The sequence below is a fragment of the Ignavibacterium sp. genome (assembly GCF_025998815.1).
Lineage (GTDB): Bacteria > Bacteroidota > Ignavibacteria > Ignavibacteriales > Ignavibacteriaceae > Ignavibacterium.
In genome coordinates, this window is sequence record NZ_AP026678.1 from 120,008 (window position 1) to 138,708 (window position 18,701).

At 34.7% G+C, this 18,701-nt stretch carries 16 protein-coding genes, 1 tRNA gene and 1 riboswitch; of the genes, 14 read left to right on the plus strand and 3 right to left on the minus strand.

Going from position 1 to position 18,701, the window contains the following annotated elements; genetic code table 11:
- Positions 1–6 precede the first annotated feature (6 nt).
- From Q0X14_RS00490 to Q0X14_RS00535, 10 genes are all read left to right on the plus strand, one after another.
- Positions 7–90: transfer RNA gene (locus tag Q0X14_RS00490), tRNA-Leu, on the plus strand.
- A gap of 34 nt (positions 91–124) precedes the next feature.
- Positions 125–370: a GIY-YIG nuclease family protein gene (locus Q0X14_RS00495; RefSeq protein ID WP_297840954.1), complete on the plus strand. Its 246-nt coding sequence runs from the start codon at positions 125–127 to the stop codon at positions 368–370.
- A 204-nt stretch (positions 371–574) separates the two neighbouring features.
- Entirely contained in the window at positions 575–820 is a 246-nt protein-coding gene (locus Q0X14_RS00500) for a GIY-YIG nuclease family protein (protein ID WP_297840954.1), read from the plus strand.
- A 204-nt stretch (positions 821–1,024) separates the two neighbouring features.
- Positions 1,025–1,270 carry a GIY-YIG nuclease family protein gene (locus Q0X14_RS00505; protein WP_297840954.1) on the plus strand — a complete coding sequence of 82 codons (246 nt, stop codon included), beginning with the start codon at positions 1,025–1,027 and terminating at the stop codon, positions 1,268–1,270.
- 204 nt (positions 1,271–1,474) lie between these two features.
- Entirely contained in the window at positions 1,475–1,720 is a 246-nt protein-coding gene (locus tag Q0X14_RS00510; RefSeq protein ID WP_297840954.1) for a GIY-YIG nuclease family protein, read from the plus strand.
- 204 nt (positions 1,721–1,924) lie between these two features.
- On the plus strand, positions 1,925–2,170 hold the full coding sequence (locus tag Q0X14_RS00515) for a GIY-YIG nuclease family protein (protein ID WP_297840954.1): 246 nt from the start codon (positions 1,925–1,927) through the stop codon (positions 2,168–2,170).
- Positions 2,171–3,067: 897 nt separating this feature from the next.
- Positions 3,068–3,793: a DUF4397 domain-containing protein gene (locus Q0X14_RS00520; protein ID WP_297840956.1), complete on the plus strand. Its 726-nt coding sequence runs from the start codon at positions 3,068–3,070 to the stop codon at positions 3,791–3,793.
- A 30-nt stretch (positions 3,794–3,823) separates the two neighbouring features.
- Entirely contained in the window at positions 3,824–6,808 is a 2,985-nt protein-coding gene (locus Q0X14_RS00525) for a TonB-dependent receptor (RefSeq protein ID WP_297840959.1), read from the plus strand.
- A 20-nt stretch (positions 6,809–6,828) separates the two neighbouring features.
- On the plus strand, positions 6,829–10,122 hold the full coding sequence (locus Q0X14_RS00530) for a T9SS type A sorting domain-containing protein (protein WP_297840962.1): 3,294 nt from the start codon (positions 6,829–6,831) through the stop codon (positions 10,120–10,122).
- A gap of 70 nt (positions 10,123–10,192) precedes the next feature.
- Positions 10,193–11,233, plus strand: a complete 1,041-nt coding sequence (locus tag Q0X14_RS00535) for a PorV/PorQ family protein (protein ID WP_297840964.1) — start codon at positions 10,193–10,195, stop codon at positions 11,231–11,233.
- 117 nt (positions 11,234–11,350) lie between these two features.
- On the opposite strand, the gene Q0X14_RS00540 is transcribed toward Q0X14_RS00535, so the two are convergent.
- From Q0X14_RS00540 to Q0X14_RS00550, 3 genes are all read right to left on the minus strand, one after another.
- On the minus strand, positions 11,351–12,910 hold the full coding sequence (locus Q0X14_RS00540) for a helicase HerA-like domain-containing protein (protein ID WP_297840966.1): 1,560 nt from the start codon (positions 12,908–12,910) through the stop codon (positions 11,351–11,353).
- A gap of 103 nt (positions 12,911–13,013) precedes the next feature.
- Positions 13,014–13,862, minus strand: coding sequence for a DUF3078 domain-containing protein (locus Q0X14_RS00545; protein ID WP_297840970.1), 849 nt, complete (start codon positions 13,860–13,862; stop codon positions 13,014–13,016).
- 128 nt (positions 13,863–13,990) lie between these two features.
- The gene (locus Q0X14_RS00550; RefSeq protein WP_297840972.1) at positions 13,991–14,260 is read right to left on the minus strand and encodes a hypothetical protein; all 270 of its coding nucleotides are present in this window, start codon (positions 14,258–14,260) and stop codon (positions 13,991–13,993) included.
- A gap of 80 nt (positions 14,261–14,340) precedes the next feature.
- Between Q0X14_RS00550 and Q0X14_RS00555 the strand changes: the two genes are divergently transcribed.
- From Q0X14_RS00555 to Q0X14_RS00570, 4 genes are all read left to right on the plus strand, one after another.
- Positions 14,341–16,023: a capsule assembly Wzi family protein gene (locus Q0X14_RS00555; protein ID WP_297840975.1), complete on the plus strand. Its 1,683-nt coding sequence runs from the start codon at positions 14,341–14,343 to the stop codon at positions 16,021–16,023.
- A gap of 153 nt (positions 16,024–16,176) precedes the next feature.
- Positions 16,177–16,581, plus strand: a complete 405-nt coding sequence (locus Q0X14_RS00560; RefSeq protein WP_366522785.1) for a TOBE domain-containing protein — start codon at positions 16,177–16,179, stop codon at positions 16,579–16,581.
- Positions 16,582–16,907: 326 nt separating this feature from the next.
- Positions 16,908–16,983: riboswitch (SAM riboswitch) on the plus strand.
- Positions 16,984–17,163: 180 nt separating this feature from the next.
- Entirely contained in the window at positions 17,164–17,514 is a 351-nt protein-coding gene (locus Q0X14_RS00565) for a hypothetical protein (RefSeq protein ID WP_297840979.1), read from the plus strand.
- Positions 17,501–18,694, plus strand: coding sequence for a DUF6745 domain-containing protein (locus Q0X14_RS00570; protein WP_297840982.1), 1,194 nt, complete (start codon positions 17,501–17,503; stop codon positions 18,692–18,694). The genes Q0X14_RS00565 and Q0X14_RS00570 overlap by 14 nt, the downstream gene beginning before the upstream one ends.
- Positions 18,695–18,701 lie beyond the last annotated feature (7 nt).

Below are 18,701 nucleotides of genomic sequence, written 5' to 3' on the forward strand. Positions count from 1 at the left end.
AAAAAAGCCCGGATGGCGGAATTGGTAGACGCGCTAGTTTCAGGAGCTAGTTGGCATTAGCCAGTGCAGGTTCGAGTCCTGTTCCGGGCACAAATTCATTTCACAATAATTCCACAAACCCACAATGATTTATGTTTATGCATTAAAAAGTAAAATAAGAAATTACATTTATGTTGGAATGACCTCTGACATTAATGATAGAATGCGAAGACATAATTCAGGATACGAAAAAACTACACGAAGTTATCGACCATTTGAGTTAATCTATCTTGAAGAATTCGAAAACAGACAAGAAGCAAGAATTAAAGAAAAGTATCTGAAGAGTGGTGTTGGAAAAGAATTTCTGAAACGACTGATAAACAAGAATTAAAGTCAATTAGTCGCTAATTAGAATGATTAAATGATATAAAAAATTACTTCAGGATTATTAAATAAATCTCCTGGCTTTTCTGTGGAAATAATTCACTCAAGTTTCAAGAGTTGGCATTAGCCAGTGCAGGCCTGCCTGCCGTCAGGCAGGTTCGAGTCCTGTTCCGGGCACAAATTCATTTCACAATAATTCCACAAACCCACAATGATTTATGTTTATGCATTAAAAAGTAAAATAAGAAATTACATTTATGTTGGAATGACTTCTGACATTAATGATAGAATGCGAAGACATAATTCAGGATATGAAAAAACGACACGAAGTTATCGACCATTTGAGTTAATCTATCTTGAAGAATTCGAAAACAGACAAGAAGCAAGAATTAAAGAAAAGTATCTGAAGAGTGGTGTTGGAAAAGAATTTCTGAAACGACTGATAAACAAGAATTAAAGTCAATTAGTCGCTAATTAGAATGATTAAATAATATAAAAAATTACTTCAGGATTAATAAATAAATCTCCTGGCTTTTCTGTGGAAATAATTCACTCAAGTTTCAAGAGTTGGCATTAGCCAGTGCAGGCCTGCCTGCCGTCAGGCAGGTTCGAGTCCTGTTCCGGGCACAAATTCATTTCACAATAATTCCACAACCCCACAATGATTTATGTTTATGCATTAAAAAGCAAAATAAGAAATTACATTTATGTTGGAATGACCTCTGACATTAATGACAGAATGCGAAGACATAATTCAGGATATGAGAAAACGACACGAAGTTATCGACCATTTGAGTTAATCTATCTTGAAGAATTCGAAAACAGACAAGAAGCAAGAATTAAAGAGAAGTATCTGAAGAGTGGTGTTGGAAAAGAATTTCTGAAACGACTGATAAACAAGAATTAAAGTCAATTAGTCGCTAATTAGAATGATTAAATGATATAAAAAATTACTTCAGGATTATTAAATAAATCTCCTGGCTTTTCTGTGGAAATAATTCACTCAAGTTTCAAGAGTTGGCATTAGCCAGTGCAGGCCTGCCTGCCGTCAGGCAGGTTCGAGTCCTGTTCCGGGCACAAATTCATTTCACAATAATTCCACAAACCCACAATGATTTATGTTTATGCATTAAAAAGTAAAATAAGAAATTACATTTATGTTGGAATGACCTCTGACATTAATGATAGAATGCGAAGACATAATTCAGGATACGAAAAAACTACACGAAGTTATCGACCATTTGAGTTAATCTATCTTGAAGAATTCGAAAACAGACAAGAAGCAAGAATTAAAGAAAAGTATCTGAAGAGTGGTGTTGGAAAAGAATTTCTGAAACGACTGATAAACAAGAATTAAAGTCAATTAGTCGCTAATTAGAATGATTAAATGATATAAAAAATTACTTCAGGATTATTAAATAAATCTCCTGGCTTTTCTGTGGAAATAATTCACTCAAGTTTCAAGAGTTGGCATTAGCCAGTGCAGGCCTGCCTGCCGTCAGGCAGGTTCGAGTCCTGTTCCGGGCACAAATTCATTTCACAATAATTCCACAAACCCACAATGATTTATGTTTATGCATTAAAAAGTAAAATAAGAAATTACATTTATGTTGGAATGACCTCTGACATTAATGATAGAATGCGAAGACATAATTCAGGATACGAAAAAACTACACGAAGTTATCGACCATTTGAGTTAATCTATCTTGAAGAATTCGAAAACAGACAAGAAGCAAGAATTAAAGAAAAGTATCTGAAGAGTGGTGTTGGAAAAGAATTTCTGAAACGACTGATAAACAAGAATTAAAGTCAATTAGTCGCTAATTAGAATGATTAAATAATATAAAAAATTACTTCAGGATTAATAAATAAATCTCCTGGCTTTTCTGCGGAAATAATTTACTCAAGTTTCAGGAGTTGGCATTAGCCAGTGCAGGCCTGCCTGCCGTCAGGCAGGTTCGAGTCCTGTTCCGGGCACAAATTCATTTCACAATAATTCCACAACCCCACAATGATTTATGTTTATGCATTAAGAAGCAAAATAAGAAATTACATTTATATTGGAATGACCTCTGACGTTGATGATAGCGTAAGAAGATAAAATTCAGATTAAAAGAAGTAATTAAACATTTACTCCAGATTTGATAACGACTAGTTCTTTGACATTCATATCATTTTAACATAACCTTCAACCTAAAAGAAATTCTGTTTACCACAAAATCTTATTGATGATATTTATGTTGTAGAATTAAAATTTCATCAAACTAAATTTAATTTATTGGATTATTGACATTAATAATAATTTTGTGCAGTTTCGCATGTGAGCAAAATAATTTTACATTTTTCAACTATTGGTAATTGCTGATGAAAAATAATTTACCAACTGATCTTAGCAGGGCACTCTTCAAAACCGAAAAAATTGACCACTTAAAAAATCATTCTATCATTATATCTATTGAATCTCGTTTTCAATCGAAAGTATTTATTTAATACCTTTTGAAGGAGAGGTAAATAATAAATTTATATTGAGTATTTGTTCTTTAGATTAAAAAATTATTAGGAGAGATCAATGAGCGCATCAAATACATTTCTTTTCTATTTGGAAAATCATGTCAGGGACCAATGTTTCATTTCTCTAATAGGCACTTTTCATATACATAAAAATTTTAATAAAATAAACATAACTAACTAATCAGGAGGTAAGATGAAAATACCTTACAAACATCTAATGCTGTTGGTATTTCTCTATTTAACCACAGTCTTTTTCGCTGGATGTGTGGACACGAGTGTGAATCCAATTCCCAGCAGCATCGACTATTCCAGTCAAATGAAGGTTGTTAATCTTGCAACCGGAGCTGGCTCAGCAACTTTGACTCTTAATGGACAGTCTCTAGGAGCAGTTTCATTTGGAGGTGAATTGCCAGGTCCTCAGGCGGCATTTTTAACAATTCCATCGGGAAGCAAAACTCTCGTTGCTTCATTTGATAATGGAAGTTCCAAATCATTCAGATTCTCTGCAACAACTGATTATAAGTTCAGAGCATTTCTCGTAGGTAGTGCAGCAGACACTGCTGGTCCTTCGCTTGTACTTGTTAATCAACGATATATCTGGCAAACAAAAGATTCTGAAAATGGCAAACCATTATTTCCAGCAGATACTGCCTGGATATCCGTATTCAATGGTTCACCGGATATTGTTATAAACAGCATAAAAATTGGAGCTAATGAAAATGAGTTCTCTACTCCATTAGAGACAGGAAAGAACTCTTCATATCTGAAGAATGCATCGGGTAATTTCACAATAGAAATAACTTATAATGATACACAAACTCTTAGCTTCAGCTATGATTTAAGCGCAAAGAGCAGATATACAATCGCTTTGTATGATGAATCTGCTAATTTAAAATATGCTGTTTTACTTGATGACTAATTAAAAAGAAAATAAACAACGGAGGAAAAAATGTTTCCTAAACTTTACAAAATTTTTATACTTCTGATGTTTGCCGTTTCATTTGTCTATGCACAGAATGGAAGAATATCAGGTACAGTTACGGATAAGCAGACTGGTGAACCTCTAATCGGTGCAAACATAATCGTCGTAGGAACAACATTCGGTGCTGCGACAAATGTAAATGGTGAGTACATTATAAATAACATTCCGGCTGGAAACTATACTGTTAAAGCATCCTATATCGGTTATCAGGATGTTACTGTAAGTAATCTATCTGTAAATGCCGGATTAACTACTAGATTAAATTTCGAATTAACTTCTTCACAAATTTCAACAGAAGAAGTTGTAATTATATCTGAAAGACCTCTTATTGAAAAGACCTCAACAAATGCTAAAAGAATTGTTGATAGTGACCGTCTCGAACAACTTGGAATGAGAGGGGTTCAGGAAGTTGTTGCACTTCAACCTGGTGTTGTGCTTCAGAATGGTCGTTTGTTTATCCGTGGTAGCCGACCTGATGAAACGGGATACACAGTTGAAGGTGCTGATGTTAAAGATGTTCTGAACAGAAATGGTGGTTCATTGGTAAATGTAATTCCTGATGCTGTTCAGGAAGTTTCTGTGCAGGCAGGTGGATATACTGCAGAATTTGGTAATGCAAATGCTGGTATAGTCTCATCCGAATTTAAAACCGGAACAAACAATTATCATTTCTCATTCAGATCAGAAACTGACAACTTTGGAAATTATCCCGGCGAGAAATTCCTTGGAACATATTCTTATGGATATTTCAGTAATGTATTTACTGTTAGTGGTCCTACATTTACTGAAAAATTGAAATTCTTCTTGTCAGGTGAAAATACATTCAGCAGAGACAATCCTAAATTTTTTAGCGCTAATCCGGAGAGATTTTCTGACGGTGCGCTATGGGATACCACAAAGGTATTTGATACCGGAGTCTCTGGTGGCAATACAAATGAATATCAGATTCTTAAATGGGGAAATGCTAATTTACCTGGCAACATGAACAACCGTTACACTGCTAACGGTACATTGTTATTCGATAACAATCCATTATTCCTCAGACTAGCCGGTGCTTATTCCAGAACCAAGAGTCAGGGAATGAATAATATTATCAATCTTTTTAATACAGATCGATTAGCAATGACAGATGTTTCAACACTGTTATTGAATTTAAAGGGTACTTATTTATTAGGTGCAAATTCATTTATTGAAGGATTAGTAGGATTTTATGATTATCGTGGCAAAACTTATGACCCTGTATTCGGAGATGATTTCTTAGCATATAGCGATAGTCTCGCTGCATCAAAATTTGGTTGGGTTTACTCTAACTATTTCTCTGATCCTGCTGATTATGATTTCTATGGATTTCCATTCAGCAGACCTGGTGCAGTACTCACAGGATACACAAAAGATCATAACAATTATCTGACAGCTTCACTTGCTTATACCGGTCAGGTTGATATCCATGCTTTGAAGATTGGTGGTTCTTATCAGAGATATACTGTAAGAAGATGGCAGGTTGGAAATCCTGGTAACTTCTTATCAACAGTAAGAAACAATCCGGATCTTGCAAGAGATTCGCTATCAACTTTGATAAGCACTACACTTTTTGCAAACTTCAATAACTATGGATTTGATGTATTTGGAAATGAAACAGATGAAGAAGGCTTATTCGCTCCAAAGCATCCGGTTTTTGCTTCAGCATATATTGTAGATAGAATTGAAATTAGTGACCTCATCATTAATGCAGGATTAAGATTTGACCACATTGATATGGATAGCTGGGCTTGGGTTGATCCGAGATTGCCAGTATTTGATACAAGGACAAACCTTATTCCTGATTCAGCAATAACTAATGGTGATAAATTCAATTTCGTTTCACCAAGATTAGGATTTGCTTTCCCGATTTCTGATAAAACAGTTTTCCATTTACAATATGGAAAATTTGTTCAGGCACCTAGTCTGGATATTGCATATCGTGGAGTGTTTATTGCTGCTCAGCAGTTGAGATCTGCAAACTTGTTTACAAATCCAATTGCATATAATCCAAACCCAATAAGAACTACTCAGTACGAAGTTGGATTTGGTCATCAATTTTCTGAATACGCAGCATTTGATATAACAGCATTTTACAAAGACATCAAAGGTCAAATTCAGTATGCAATAATTCCTACTAGACCCGGTGCATTCAGAGCAAATTATTCTGCATTTGTCAATCAGGACTTTGCTACAACCAAAGGTGTGGAATTAAGCTTAAAGCTAAGAAGAATTTCAAGAGTTAGTGGTTCTATTGATTATACTTTCTCCTCAGCTGAAGGAACAAATTCACTTTCAAATAGTGGTTTGGGTTCTACAGAAGTAAACAGAAATGTTCCAACTGTGTTGATACCATTAGATTATAATCAAACCCACAGAGGTTCAATCTTCTTGGATTATAGATTTGATAAAGACGATGGTGGTCCGATACTCGAAAGATTGGGCCTCAATATGCTGCTTACATTTAACAGTGGTCATCCATTCACTTATTCACAGTGGACTGGTTTGGGTCAATCATCTGCCTGGACTGGTGGTTTAACTCCAATCGGAACCGGTGATACAAGAGGAAGAAGACCTATTGGACCAATCAACTCAGCTAAGACACCGTGGGTATATAATATCGACTTAAGAATTGATAAAACAGTCACAATCTATAACCTTGATGTAAATTTCTACATTCAGGTATTTAATCTTCTGAATACAAAGAGTGTAATAAATGTTTATGATAAAACTGGTAATGCATACGATGATGGATTCTTATCAACAACAGACGCACAAACTCTAATTCAAGGTGACCCGGGCAGATATGAAAGATTTGCAGATCTTTATAGAGCCATAAATCTGGAAAACAGACAAGCAGCTTACGCAGTTTATGGATATGATTTGTTCGGCGCACCAAGACAACTTAGAGTTGGTGTTTGGATTAACTATTAATTATTCGGAGGTTAATTAACATGAAAAAATTAAAAATATTATTAACAGTAATTACACTCATCTTTCTGGTTTATCCTCATTCTTTGTCTGCAAAATATGAGGTTGACCCAAAGGATAAAGGGAAAAAGCCCATACTGCAAAAAACCTGGGCTAATCCTGTCATGAGTATTATGAATATTAACAATGCTTCGATGTGGGTTAATGATAACGGATTTCACGATTGGGTTATTGGTGGCGGTTGGAATGGTGCTTTTCCAATAGGCACAACTGTCGGAGCTATTTTTGCTGAAGGTATCGTTTGGGGTGGATTGGTTAATGACGGTAATGCACCAGTTGTAAGAGTTAACGGAAACACCTATGGTTCCGGCACTAACGCAATAGACAGACTTTACAGAGTAAGACCAGATTATGCCAGAGCTGATTTGAGAAATGATGCGGCAACATTTTTGCAGGTTCCACCTTCTTCAGTAACTGATGCTGATATCCAAACCATTCGCGATCAGTATGCTAAGGATTGGAATGAATGGCCTGCAGCACAAGGTGCACCTTTCGATGATAAAAATGGTAACGGTGTTTACGAACCTGCAGTTGATGTGCCTGGTATTCCTGGTGCATCTCAGACCCTATTCATCAGATACGATGATTCCGGTTCTGAAGGAAACTATGGTTCACCTGCTATTGGCTTAGAAATTTCAGAAACATATTGGGCATATGCTGTAACTGGTCCACTGGCAAATGTTATATTTAAAAAAGTAAACATCATTTATAAAGGGACTCCTACATCAAGTCCAACTTCGACTATTGATAGTATGTATATTGTTCAGTGGGCAGACCCTGATGTCGGTAACTCAACCGATGACTTTGCAGGTTGCGATACTGTATTAAATCTCGGTTATGCTTATAGCTCAAAAGCTTCCGATGCTACTTATGCCGGAATTGGATTCCCTCCACCAGCAGTTGGTTATGACTTTTTATCAGGTGTTTCCAAATTTACTGGCAATCCAGATGATAGCGCTATTGTAGATTTGAAGTGGAAAAAAGGTTATAAATATGTAAACAGAAAACCAATGAGTTCTTTTGTTTACTTTGCAGCTGGTGGTTCCTGGAGTGATCCAACATTTAACTATAATGGTACATTGCAATTCTATAATCTGATGCGAGGAAAACTTCCAGAACCAAGATATCCATCAGGTCAGGATTTCCCTCCAGAAGTAGTTGACTATGCACCCGATGGTACATTCTTACTTGCCGGTGATCCTGTTTTCGGAATTGGAAAAATCGATGGTAAAAAAGAAGGTCCGGGTGATAGAAGAATAATGGTTACGAACGGACCAATCTCTTTGAATCTGGGTGATACAGCTCAGGTTGTTCTGGCATTAGTATATGGAATGGGTAAGAATAATCTTTCCAGCATAAGTTCAATGAAGTTCAATGATCAATTTGCACAATTTGCATTTGATCAGCTTTTTGATGTACCAGTTATGCCAACTCCTGATGTTAGCGCAGCACAAGTGGATAATAAAATCTCCATAAGCTGGTCACTTGACCCTGAAGTTAAAGATGCAATTGAAAATTCACCACATGGTCCTTATGAATTTGAAGGATATGCAGTTTATCAATTGCCTGCCGGTGCTGTTGATATTAAGGATCCGAAGGCAGTTAGAATTGCAATCTTTGATGTAGTCAATGGTGTATCAGTATTGTCAGATAAATTCCTTGATGAGGCAACCGGATTAATTTATTCCAAGCCAGTTGCATTCCTTGATAATACAAAAGGAATACAGAGATACTTGACCATTGATAAGGATTACATTAACAACAAAGGATTAATAAACGGACAATCCTATACATTTGCTATCACAGCACTTGCTTACAATAATGATCCCGGATTGCCTGCAAATATACTTGAATCTGCTCCTGCTATCTTGAATGTTGTCCCACAATCAACAACTCCGGGTGTCAGATACAATTCTGTGGTTGGTGATACGATAAAAGCAGTTCATCAATCCGGAGGTAGCGATGGATCAGTGTTCGCAATTGTTGTAGACCCTTCAAAACTGAAAGGTCATAAATATGAAGTTACTTTTGAAGAAACCGTTGATGGAACTGTTTGGAATTTAAAGGATTTAGATGAAAACCGTGTAGTCTTATCAAATCAACTAAATCAGGAAGGTAATGATGATTACGCAATTGTTGATGGTATGCTGGTTAAAGTTGTGGGACCACCTTTCGCAGGAGTGAAAGATTGGGATATTCCTAACGGTACGAGAAGATTTACCTGGGCTGGTGGCGCAGATGGATTACATTTTGAAGGATTTAATGGTGCATTGGGTTATGCAAGCCCAAGAAGCGTTTTTGATGATGGCGTTATGATTGTTACTCCACCCGAATTGAAAAATGTTGTATTGAAATTAGCAAGTGTTAATTTCACTGGTGATTATGATCCACCATTTGATCTTAATGATCCGAATGTTTCTTATGGATACCGATATATGAGAAGAGCCAGTCAACCACCTGCAAAACCAGAATTTGCTCCGTATATATTAAATCCAACTGGTGGATATGCATTTCAGGAATTTGCTAAAAATGTTCCTCTTTCTGCGTGGAATGTAGATGATCCGAATAATCCACAAAGACTTGCAGTTGGTTTCCTTGAAAACAATGCTGTTAATGGACTAGTTGATGGTAAATACTGGCCTGGTAATCATAATAACTATGATAATGTTGATGGTGATGGACCAAGAGAATGGTTATTCATTTTCGATGCACCTTACAGTGAAACATCTGACCCAACAATGGCTCAGGAAATTATCGGCTCAGATGCAAGAGTAATGTATTTTGCAACCTGGGCAAGAAGAGGTGCAGCTGTATTTTCACCAAATGCTTCTGGCGAAGATGAATTCCTTATCCTCGCAAACAAAGTAAACTCTGTGGCAGATGTATTTACATTCTCTACACCTAAACCATCTTTCAGCCCTGATCTGGCTAAAGAAGATTTAGATAAGATAAATGTATTCCCAAATCCATATTATGGATATCAATATCGAGAAACTGCTCCGAATAACAAGTATGTTACATTCAGTCATTTACCCGAGAAGGCAACGATCAGAATATTTGATCTGAGTGGAGTTTTAGTAAGAACTATAATTCACAGCTCCACAAATCAGTTCGAAACATGGGATTTACAGAATGATAACAACTATCCGGTAGCCAGTGGCATTTACATAGTTTATATCGATATGCCTGATTTTGGTAAAACCAAAATACTTAAACTGGCTATCGTAAATGAACAACAAATGCTTAAGGTTTATTAAAATGAAAAGGGTAATGATGAAAAAATTTATAAGCCCTTTTAATAAATTTTTAATTTATTCGGAGGAAAAAATGATACAACTTAAAAGAATATTATTAGTCCTACTGATAATAGGTATGACCGGCGCCGAAGTATTTGGCGGTGGTCAAAATCGCGCTGGTACATCTGGTGCACCTGAATTGAGAATTCCTGTTGGTGCAAGATATCTAAGCATGGCAGGTTCATCAATTTCTTATGTGCGCGGATTGGAATCAATTTACTGGAATCCGGCTGGTGTTGATCTTAGCACCAGCGATGCGAATGCAATATTCTCACACCGCTCATACATTGCTGATATGTCAATGAACTTTGTTGCTGCCAGTGGCAGATTGGGTGATGTGGGTACCATTGGATTGTCATTCAGATCACTTAACATTGGTGATATCAATGTTACAACGATGGACCAACCTGATGGAACCGGCCAGATAATCAGTCCTAGCTATTTCGTTCTTGGATTAACCTACTCGAAACAACTTACAGACAGAATATCTGTTGGTGCTAACTTTAATCTTATCAGTGAGAACATTGACAGAGTTAGTGCAAGCACCTTCGCTTTCGATTTTGGTGTTCAGTACAGAGATTTATTCGCTCTGCCAGGATTTAATCTTGGTGTTGTAGTTAAAAATCTTGGAGCGCCAATTAAATTTGATGGAAACGGATTATATGTAAATGCTGATGATCCAAATGCTCAGAGAGGTCCAACATTTCTGAAGATTGATGCAGCTTCTGCTGAATTACCTTCAGAAATTGCAATTGGAGTTTCTTATCAGAGAAATTTAGATAATGATAATGCTCTGACAGTTTCAACCACATTCCAGAACAATAATTACTCGTATGATGATTATAAATTCGGTCTGGAATATTCCTTCAGAAATTTACTTTATCTGAGAGGTGGCTATCTCTGGGCACCGCAATCAGATGATAATACACCAAATATTTTCCAGAATTTTACAGTTGGTGTAGGATTAAATTTAGCAGAGTTCAGTGGTTTGGATTTGTCAGTTGATTATGCTTATGTGCCTGTAAAATATTTCGATGCAAACCATGTATTTGCAATTTCGTTTGGTTTTTAGTTCTTCTCTTCTCTGACCTGTTAATCCGTGCAGCTGAAAAGTTGCACGGATTTTTTATTTATTGAAGAATATAATAAACAGGATTTAGTATCGGGATAAAAAATACTGAAAAGCTATTTACCTTTTCTTTCCTCCCAAAAGAACACCAAATATGCCTCTTGCAAGCTCTCTTACTAAAGTTCTTCCGACTTGTTTTGCTAATGGACTGCTTGCAATTTTTTCAGCAGCAGATTTTTCAGTTCTTCTTGTTGTTGTTTTTGTTTGCTGAGGAAATCTTACTTGCGGAACTTCTTTATTTATTTCGCTCGAAGATTGCTGTGCAGCTCTTTCTAATTTTTGATTAAGAATTTCGTAAGCACTCTCCCGATCAATTATCTCATTGTACTTTGTGATTAATTTTGACTTTGATAAAATTTCATTTAATTCATCATCAGTTAAAACATCCATTCTCGAACGAGGTGCACATAACAGAGTTGCTGCCAGCGGAGTCGGAATACCTTTTTCGTTAAGCACAGTAATTGCAGCTTCTCCAATACCAAGTGAAGTTAGCAATTCATCCGTTTTATAAAATTCACTTAAAGGATAGTTTTCTGCTGTAAGCTTTATCATTTTTCTATCCTGTGCAGTAAAAGCCCTTAATGCATGTTGAATCTTTAATCCTAACTGACTTAATACCGAAGCAGGAACATCCTGAGGATTTTGTGTGCAGAAATAAATTCCAACACCTTTCGAACGGATTAATTTTATTATTGTTTCAATCTGTTCAAGTAATGCTTTGCTGGCTTCGTTAAAAATAAGGTGGGCTTCATCAATTACTATTACAAGTTTTGGTTCGGGTTTATCACCCAATTCCGGGAATGTCTGATAAATTTCAGCAAGCAGACACAACATAAATGTAGAAAATAATTTTGGACGATTCTGTAAATCAATTAATCTGAGAACTGATATTACACCATTACCGTTCTCATCTAAACGAAGCAAATCATCAACATCAAATGATCTTTCTCCAAAAAATTTATCTGCACCTTGTTGTTCAAGCTCAATAACTTTTCTTAGTATTGTGCCCAGAGAAGTTGTGGATATATTTCCATATTCCTTTTCAATCTCTTGTTTACCTTCGTTAGAAGCGTATTGAAGTATCTTCTTAAAATCTTTAAGATCAAGTAAGGGAAGATTATTATCATCACAATATTTGAAAAGAACTGAAACCAGTCCCGACTGAACATCATTCAATTCAAGAATTTTTGAAATTAAGATCGGACCAAACTCTAAAACGGTTGCTCTAAGTCTAACTCCTTTTTCATCTGATAGAGATAGAAATTCAACCGGAAATTTTTTTGGCTGATAGGGAAGACCAATTTTCTGATGTCTTTCCTCAATCTTTGGATTGACATAACCTTCAGCAGCAATTCCACTTAAATCACCTTTGATATCCATAAGCATTACCGGAATACTTTTCTCAGAAAGTGCTTCTGCAAAAAGTTGAACTGTTTTGGTTTTACCTGTTCCGGTTGCACCTGCTATTAGTCCGTGCCGATTTATTGTAGCGAGTGGCATTTTGATATGTAAATCGGGAATTGCTTCGCCATTAAAAATGGCTGTACCGAAAATAATAGAATCGCCTTTGAAACTATATCCTTGCCGGATAGTTTCGATAAATTTTTCTTTTGTACTCATTTTAAATTCCAATTAATTGCTAAACTGACTGTCAGTCTGTTCTTTAAAGTTCTATGAATAATTTTCAGTTGGATAAAGCTTGCTTTTAATAACTTTAAAATAATTAAAATAAACTATAAGCTATTCCAATATTTATTGCTTCTTTGAACTGTGTTCTTCTGCTCTGACTGATTTCGTGAACGAGTACAACATTAAAATTCACAGTGATATAGTTATTTACTTTTGCTGCGATAATATTATCCCACCTTACATCCCAAACATCAAGCGAATTGAATCTCGAAAACAATCTCAGAAAACTTAGATAAGTCATATTATCATAAAAATTGTATTTTACTTCAGACACGGATTCAATACCAGTATCAAACTTGAAATCCTCAATCTTATCAGTAGTTTCGATATCATCAGTATAAGCTGCTGCAAATTTATTTGCAAAAGTCTGTTGTAATGCTACTCCAAGTCGTGATGAAAAAATTTCACCGTGTGAATATTGAAAACCTAATGCCTGAGATACATAACCGGGATCAAAAAAATCAACAATCTGAACTGCCGGATCTGATTTATAATCATATCCTTTTGTAAGAGAAGACCGGATGGTAAGAGCAAAATATGGGTCAACAGGCCAACCGATTTTTCTTGTTAAAATACTTTCAAAATAAAATTCATTATCGGTAGTTCTGTAACCCTGGTCTTCAAGCTTCGTTCTGCCATAAGCTGCTTTAAGATTGGTTCTCCATTTCCACGGATTATCGAAGTAGATTACTCCAAAATTTGAAAATAAAGTATATGCTAAAGAATTCGAACCACCTTGTGTCCAATCTTTGAACGCAATCTGAGAAAGGTTTATGCCAACAACACCAGTTGGATTCCATCCTTGTTTTAAAAGAGAATCGGCAACATCCTGTGCAGTTATAATACTTGTGGAAATAAGAATTAACAGAAAGATTTTTTTCATTTTTACACCTGTGTAATGGTTTGTGTTATTATAATTTAAAAGTAAAATTGTTGGGATCTTGAATAAGAATTCAAAAATTTAAACTTAATCTTCTTGAACAAACTATTTAAAGTTACATAAGAAACCAGTCAGACGGCTACTTCTGATACTTGTTCATACTTAAAAGGAAATGCGAAGTAATAAAAATTCTTATCCTCTTTTAATATTTTATCTTTGGTGAGAAAATATTTTTCAACCTTAGAAGGGTCTTTAAGGTCAGGTAAGTATCTCAAGTAAAGTCCCTCTTCAAATTGCCACTTTGGTAATCTGATTTGTTTGTGTGGGAATAAGTATGATAAATCAACAGCAACTTTTCTTGTAATTCCGTATTTATCAATATAAAGGTAAATTGGTCTCATAATTTTTTAACTTTTCTGCAAAGATAAACTAAACTAATGTTTTCAAAAAAAATATCAATCACAAACATACCTTAAATACAATGAGAAGATTTAAGTTATTTATTCCAATAATTATTCTGAATGTACAATTAATTTGTTTTGCTCAGGTTGAAAATGTGCAGCTAAATCATCCGGTTTACATTTTTCTTAAAGAGATTTATGTAAAAGGATTAGTGGACTATATTAAAGAAGATGATCCGGTTATGTCGCGATTTGAAATAATTAAACTTCTAAACCTTATAAAAATTAATGAACCCTCACTAAGCCCCACAGAGAAAAAACTTCTTAATAAATACTTAGCAGAGCTTAATGATGATCTTAATCCGGAAAGCTCTACACAGCTTTTTAATCCGGATAATAATTTTATTTCCGATTTACCGGAGATGTTTTCACAAAAAGTAAAATATCTTTATGGCTATAAAGAAGATGGGAATAATATCTTTCTGGAATGGCTTGGTCACTTCTATCACGGGCAAAGGTTTTCACCAACACCAACAAATAATGCTAACCTTTATGATATCGGCTTCAGAATGCGCGGAACAGTTTTTAATCATCTTGGTTATAACCTGACAGTGATTAAAGGGGGAGTTTCAGGTAATGACAGAATTGCGGAAACCATTGAGCCAAAACTTCTTTCAAATTATAAATGGGTTGAAAATCTGGAAAATATTGGTAATTATGGTTTTAATTATGGATATCTGAAATTTTATACTTCACCAACGGAAAACATGGATTTGTCCGTTCAACTCGGGAGAGAAGATATAACTTTTGGGTATGGCTATGGAAGCAAGTTAGTTCTCTCCGGAGAAAATCCCACACTCGATTTTATAAAATTTAATTTTGATTATGGTGTTATCCACTTTACCTCTCTGCACGCATCAACTGTTGGCAATTTTAGTTATGATATAAATCAGCGTTATACAAAATACCTGGCATTGAACAGATTAAGATTATCCTTCAAAAATCTTTTTGATTTTGGAATCGGTGAAACAATGATTTACTCAGGCAGAGGAATTGAACTTGGTTATTTAAGTCCACTTGCATTTTATAAATTTATTGAAATGGATTTACAGGACAGAGATAATGGAACTCTATGGATGGATTTTCAAACAAACTTTCTGAAGAAGCTTCAGTTTCAGGCAACATTTTATCTTGATGAAAATATACTCAGCAATCTTCAGGATTTAGAAAGATATACCAACAAAACTGCATATCAACTAAATGCATTTTGGTATGAGCCATTTTCAGTAAATGATTTATCATTAATTTTAGAATACACCAAAATTCGTCCTTATGTTTATACTCATCGTGATCCAAAGAACACTTATACAGCTTTCGGAACAAACCTGGGACATCGCATTGGTCCTAATGCTGACGAGATAATGTTCAGGGCTAATTATAATCTTAGTGATAGAATAAGATTAACGGGTGAATATCGTTTTACAAGAAAAGGAAATAATGTATATGACGAAAATGGTAATCTGATTAAAAATGTTGGTGGAGATATTTTTTTAAGTCATCCTGATATATTAGAAAACAAAACAGCAAAGTTCTTAGATGGTGAAAGAATTAACACTTCACATTTTATTTTGGGAATGAGAATCGAGCCGATTCGTGAATTTTATTTTGACATTTACTTTAATTATCTATCAACAAAGAATCTCACAAAATCTATTATTGAAAATCTTAGTTATGCACTTATAAAATTCACTTTGGAATATTGAATAATGGTGAATTTATATCCTACCACTTCAGTCGCATTAAAAACAGAGTCTAATACTAATTATCGTAATTTGGAAATTCTCAATAATTAAATTTATTATTAAATAAATATTAGCATCTATCGTAAGAATAAATATAAGATAATTATAACCTCAATGAATTTCATTAAGGGTGAAATATTATCAGAGAATTCTCATATATGTTTTCAGAGCGCATTGAAAAATTTAACTTTTGTAATTCCAGAGAGATTCAAAGCCCCCATTATTAAAAATTCAATTAAGCAAGTATGGTTAGGAATAAGACCTGAAGATATTCATCTAAAAAGCGAAACTGTAGTGAACAATAATCAAGATGTAATAAATTCTGAAATACATTTAGTAGAACCTTTAGGTAATCAGACATTGATCTATTTTAGTTTTGAAAATCAGCAAATTGTTTCTGAGCATAGAGGATTTGCAACTCAAGTAAAAGGCACTTTAGCACAACTTTCATTGGATTTGGAAAAAATACATTTGTTCAATTTTTTGACTGAAGAAAGAATTGAAGAAGAGAATATTTAAGTTCGTAATTAGAATAATATCTTCCCAAAATAATCTTATATTCTGTCCCTCTGGGACAAAAAGCAATTAAGAGCTGCCTGACACAGAATTGCACACAGGCAGTTTTGAATTAAAGTTAATTTAATCCCTTTTAGGGATTGAATATTTTTAGAAATATTTTTATTTCTAAAAATTAATAGAGTTCATTTTTTAATTTCTAATTTGTTTTGTGCAGCAGTGATCAGAATTATTATTTATTGATAAGCACCCTCTTGACATTTTATTTTCAGAATATTAATATAGCATCGTGAATTTGATCCTATTCTGTTCATTGTAAAACTTAATTAAATTTTTTCAGTCGCGATTTAAGGGCAACTTGCAGCGACTTAAAACAAATAGCTAAAGCGCCAATATGAGAGTTTTTATAAGATCACCCTCCCGTTTGGCGAGGGTTTTTTAGTTTAAATACATAGTGGGATTTGAGCCATATTGCAGCCACTTTAAAATCTGCTAAAAAGGCAAACAGAACTTTTTAACTAAAGCCTGTTGCTGAACTTTTAGCAGCAGGCTTTTTTTGTTAATTAAATTTTATTGGAGGTTAAAATGGACTACAAATTAGCAATCAGACAAGGAGATATCCTTTTCTTAAAAATTGATCAAATTCCAAGAAACTGTGAAAAGTTAAATACTAAATTGATTAAAGAAGGTGAGGTCAGCGAACATTGTCATAAAATTAATTACGGGAATGCAACATTATATAAACCATATGGAAAATCTTCTGATAACTTTTATCTTCCTGCAGAACAGCTAATTGGTTATCTGGAGGTTACTGACCTGGCTGTTATTGGACACGAGGAACATAAGCCCATACATCTTTTAGAAGGGGCTTATGCAATAGTTCAACAAAGAATATTTAATCCTTTAGAAAGGGGTGAGAATTATGGGACCGACTAAAATTATTCTTCGGGAAAAAGAACACTTTGAGAAATTTTATAAAATAATAACCGGACAATCTGATAATAAAGAATCTCTCACAAGCAAAGAGGCAACATTCCTTCTTCAAAGATTTGAAGAAAGATTAAGAAGCTGGCAAAAAATGTTTGAGAATATTAAAACGGCAAATGAAGAAGATTTCAAAAAATATTCCGAGCAATGGCTGAGGTTTATGGGATGTACAAAGAAAATAAGCTACCCTATTATATTAACCCAGGAACTGATTGTTAATCCAAAACTGATTAATGATTCTGGGGAAATTATTCAGCCGGTTTCAGTTGCTATAAAATTCTACAATATGCTTGCAGAGGTCTTTCACAGAGGTGGAGTCTCGTTTAATGTCATTCAAAGAATGTTTAATATTTCTGAAAATTATTCAGGCTTAATGAATTCTCTTTTCTTATACAAGATGCTTGGCTATAATCACAATGAAACTGTTGATTACTACGGAGATAACTTCAAAAATTATCATCTCCCGATAAGGAACACTCTTGATAGTTTGCTTTTCTGTGCATCCGAATGCATGTTTTATGCGGTGGGAGGATATAGTTATCTTGACAATTTTGTAATCGAGGATGGAATCGATTCAGATACTTATGTTGAAGGATTAAAATTGCTGCGCAAAGCAATTGATGCAGGTCTTGGTTATTTCATTTTTGGGGATGATTTGATTGGTATTGTAGATATTCCCAAAGTTAAATTTAACAGCCGAGGAGAGTATCATTGTGCTGGCGGTCCTGCTATGAAAAATATTTTGGGTAATGAAGCTTACTTCTACAATGGTACGGCAGTAAACAAAAAAATAATTATGCATCCTGAACAAATTACAGTAAAAGAAATACTCTCAGCACAACATCCCCGCATCAAAGAAATAATGATTGAGAGATATGGTTTAGGGAATTTAGTGGAAGCGGTTGGGTATATTGTACTTGACGAGGTTAAAGTTGAAAAATTCGTTTATCAGTTACTCAGCATAGATATTGAGGAAATTGCTCCAATTGTTGTACTAAAAGTGACCTGCCCATCCACAAAAAAGAAATATTATTTAAGAGTTCCCTCAACATACAAAAAATTTCAGGACGCACTTGCCTGGACTTTTGGAATTTATTCTGCTGATCTGCGCAGATACTTCGAAACTTAACAGAAAG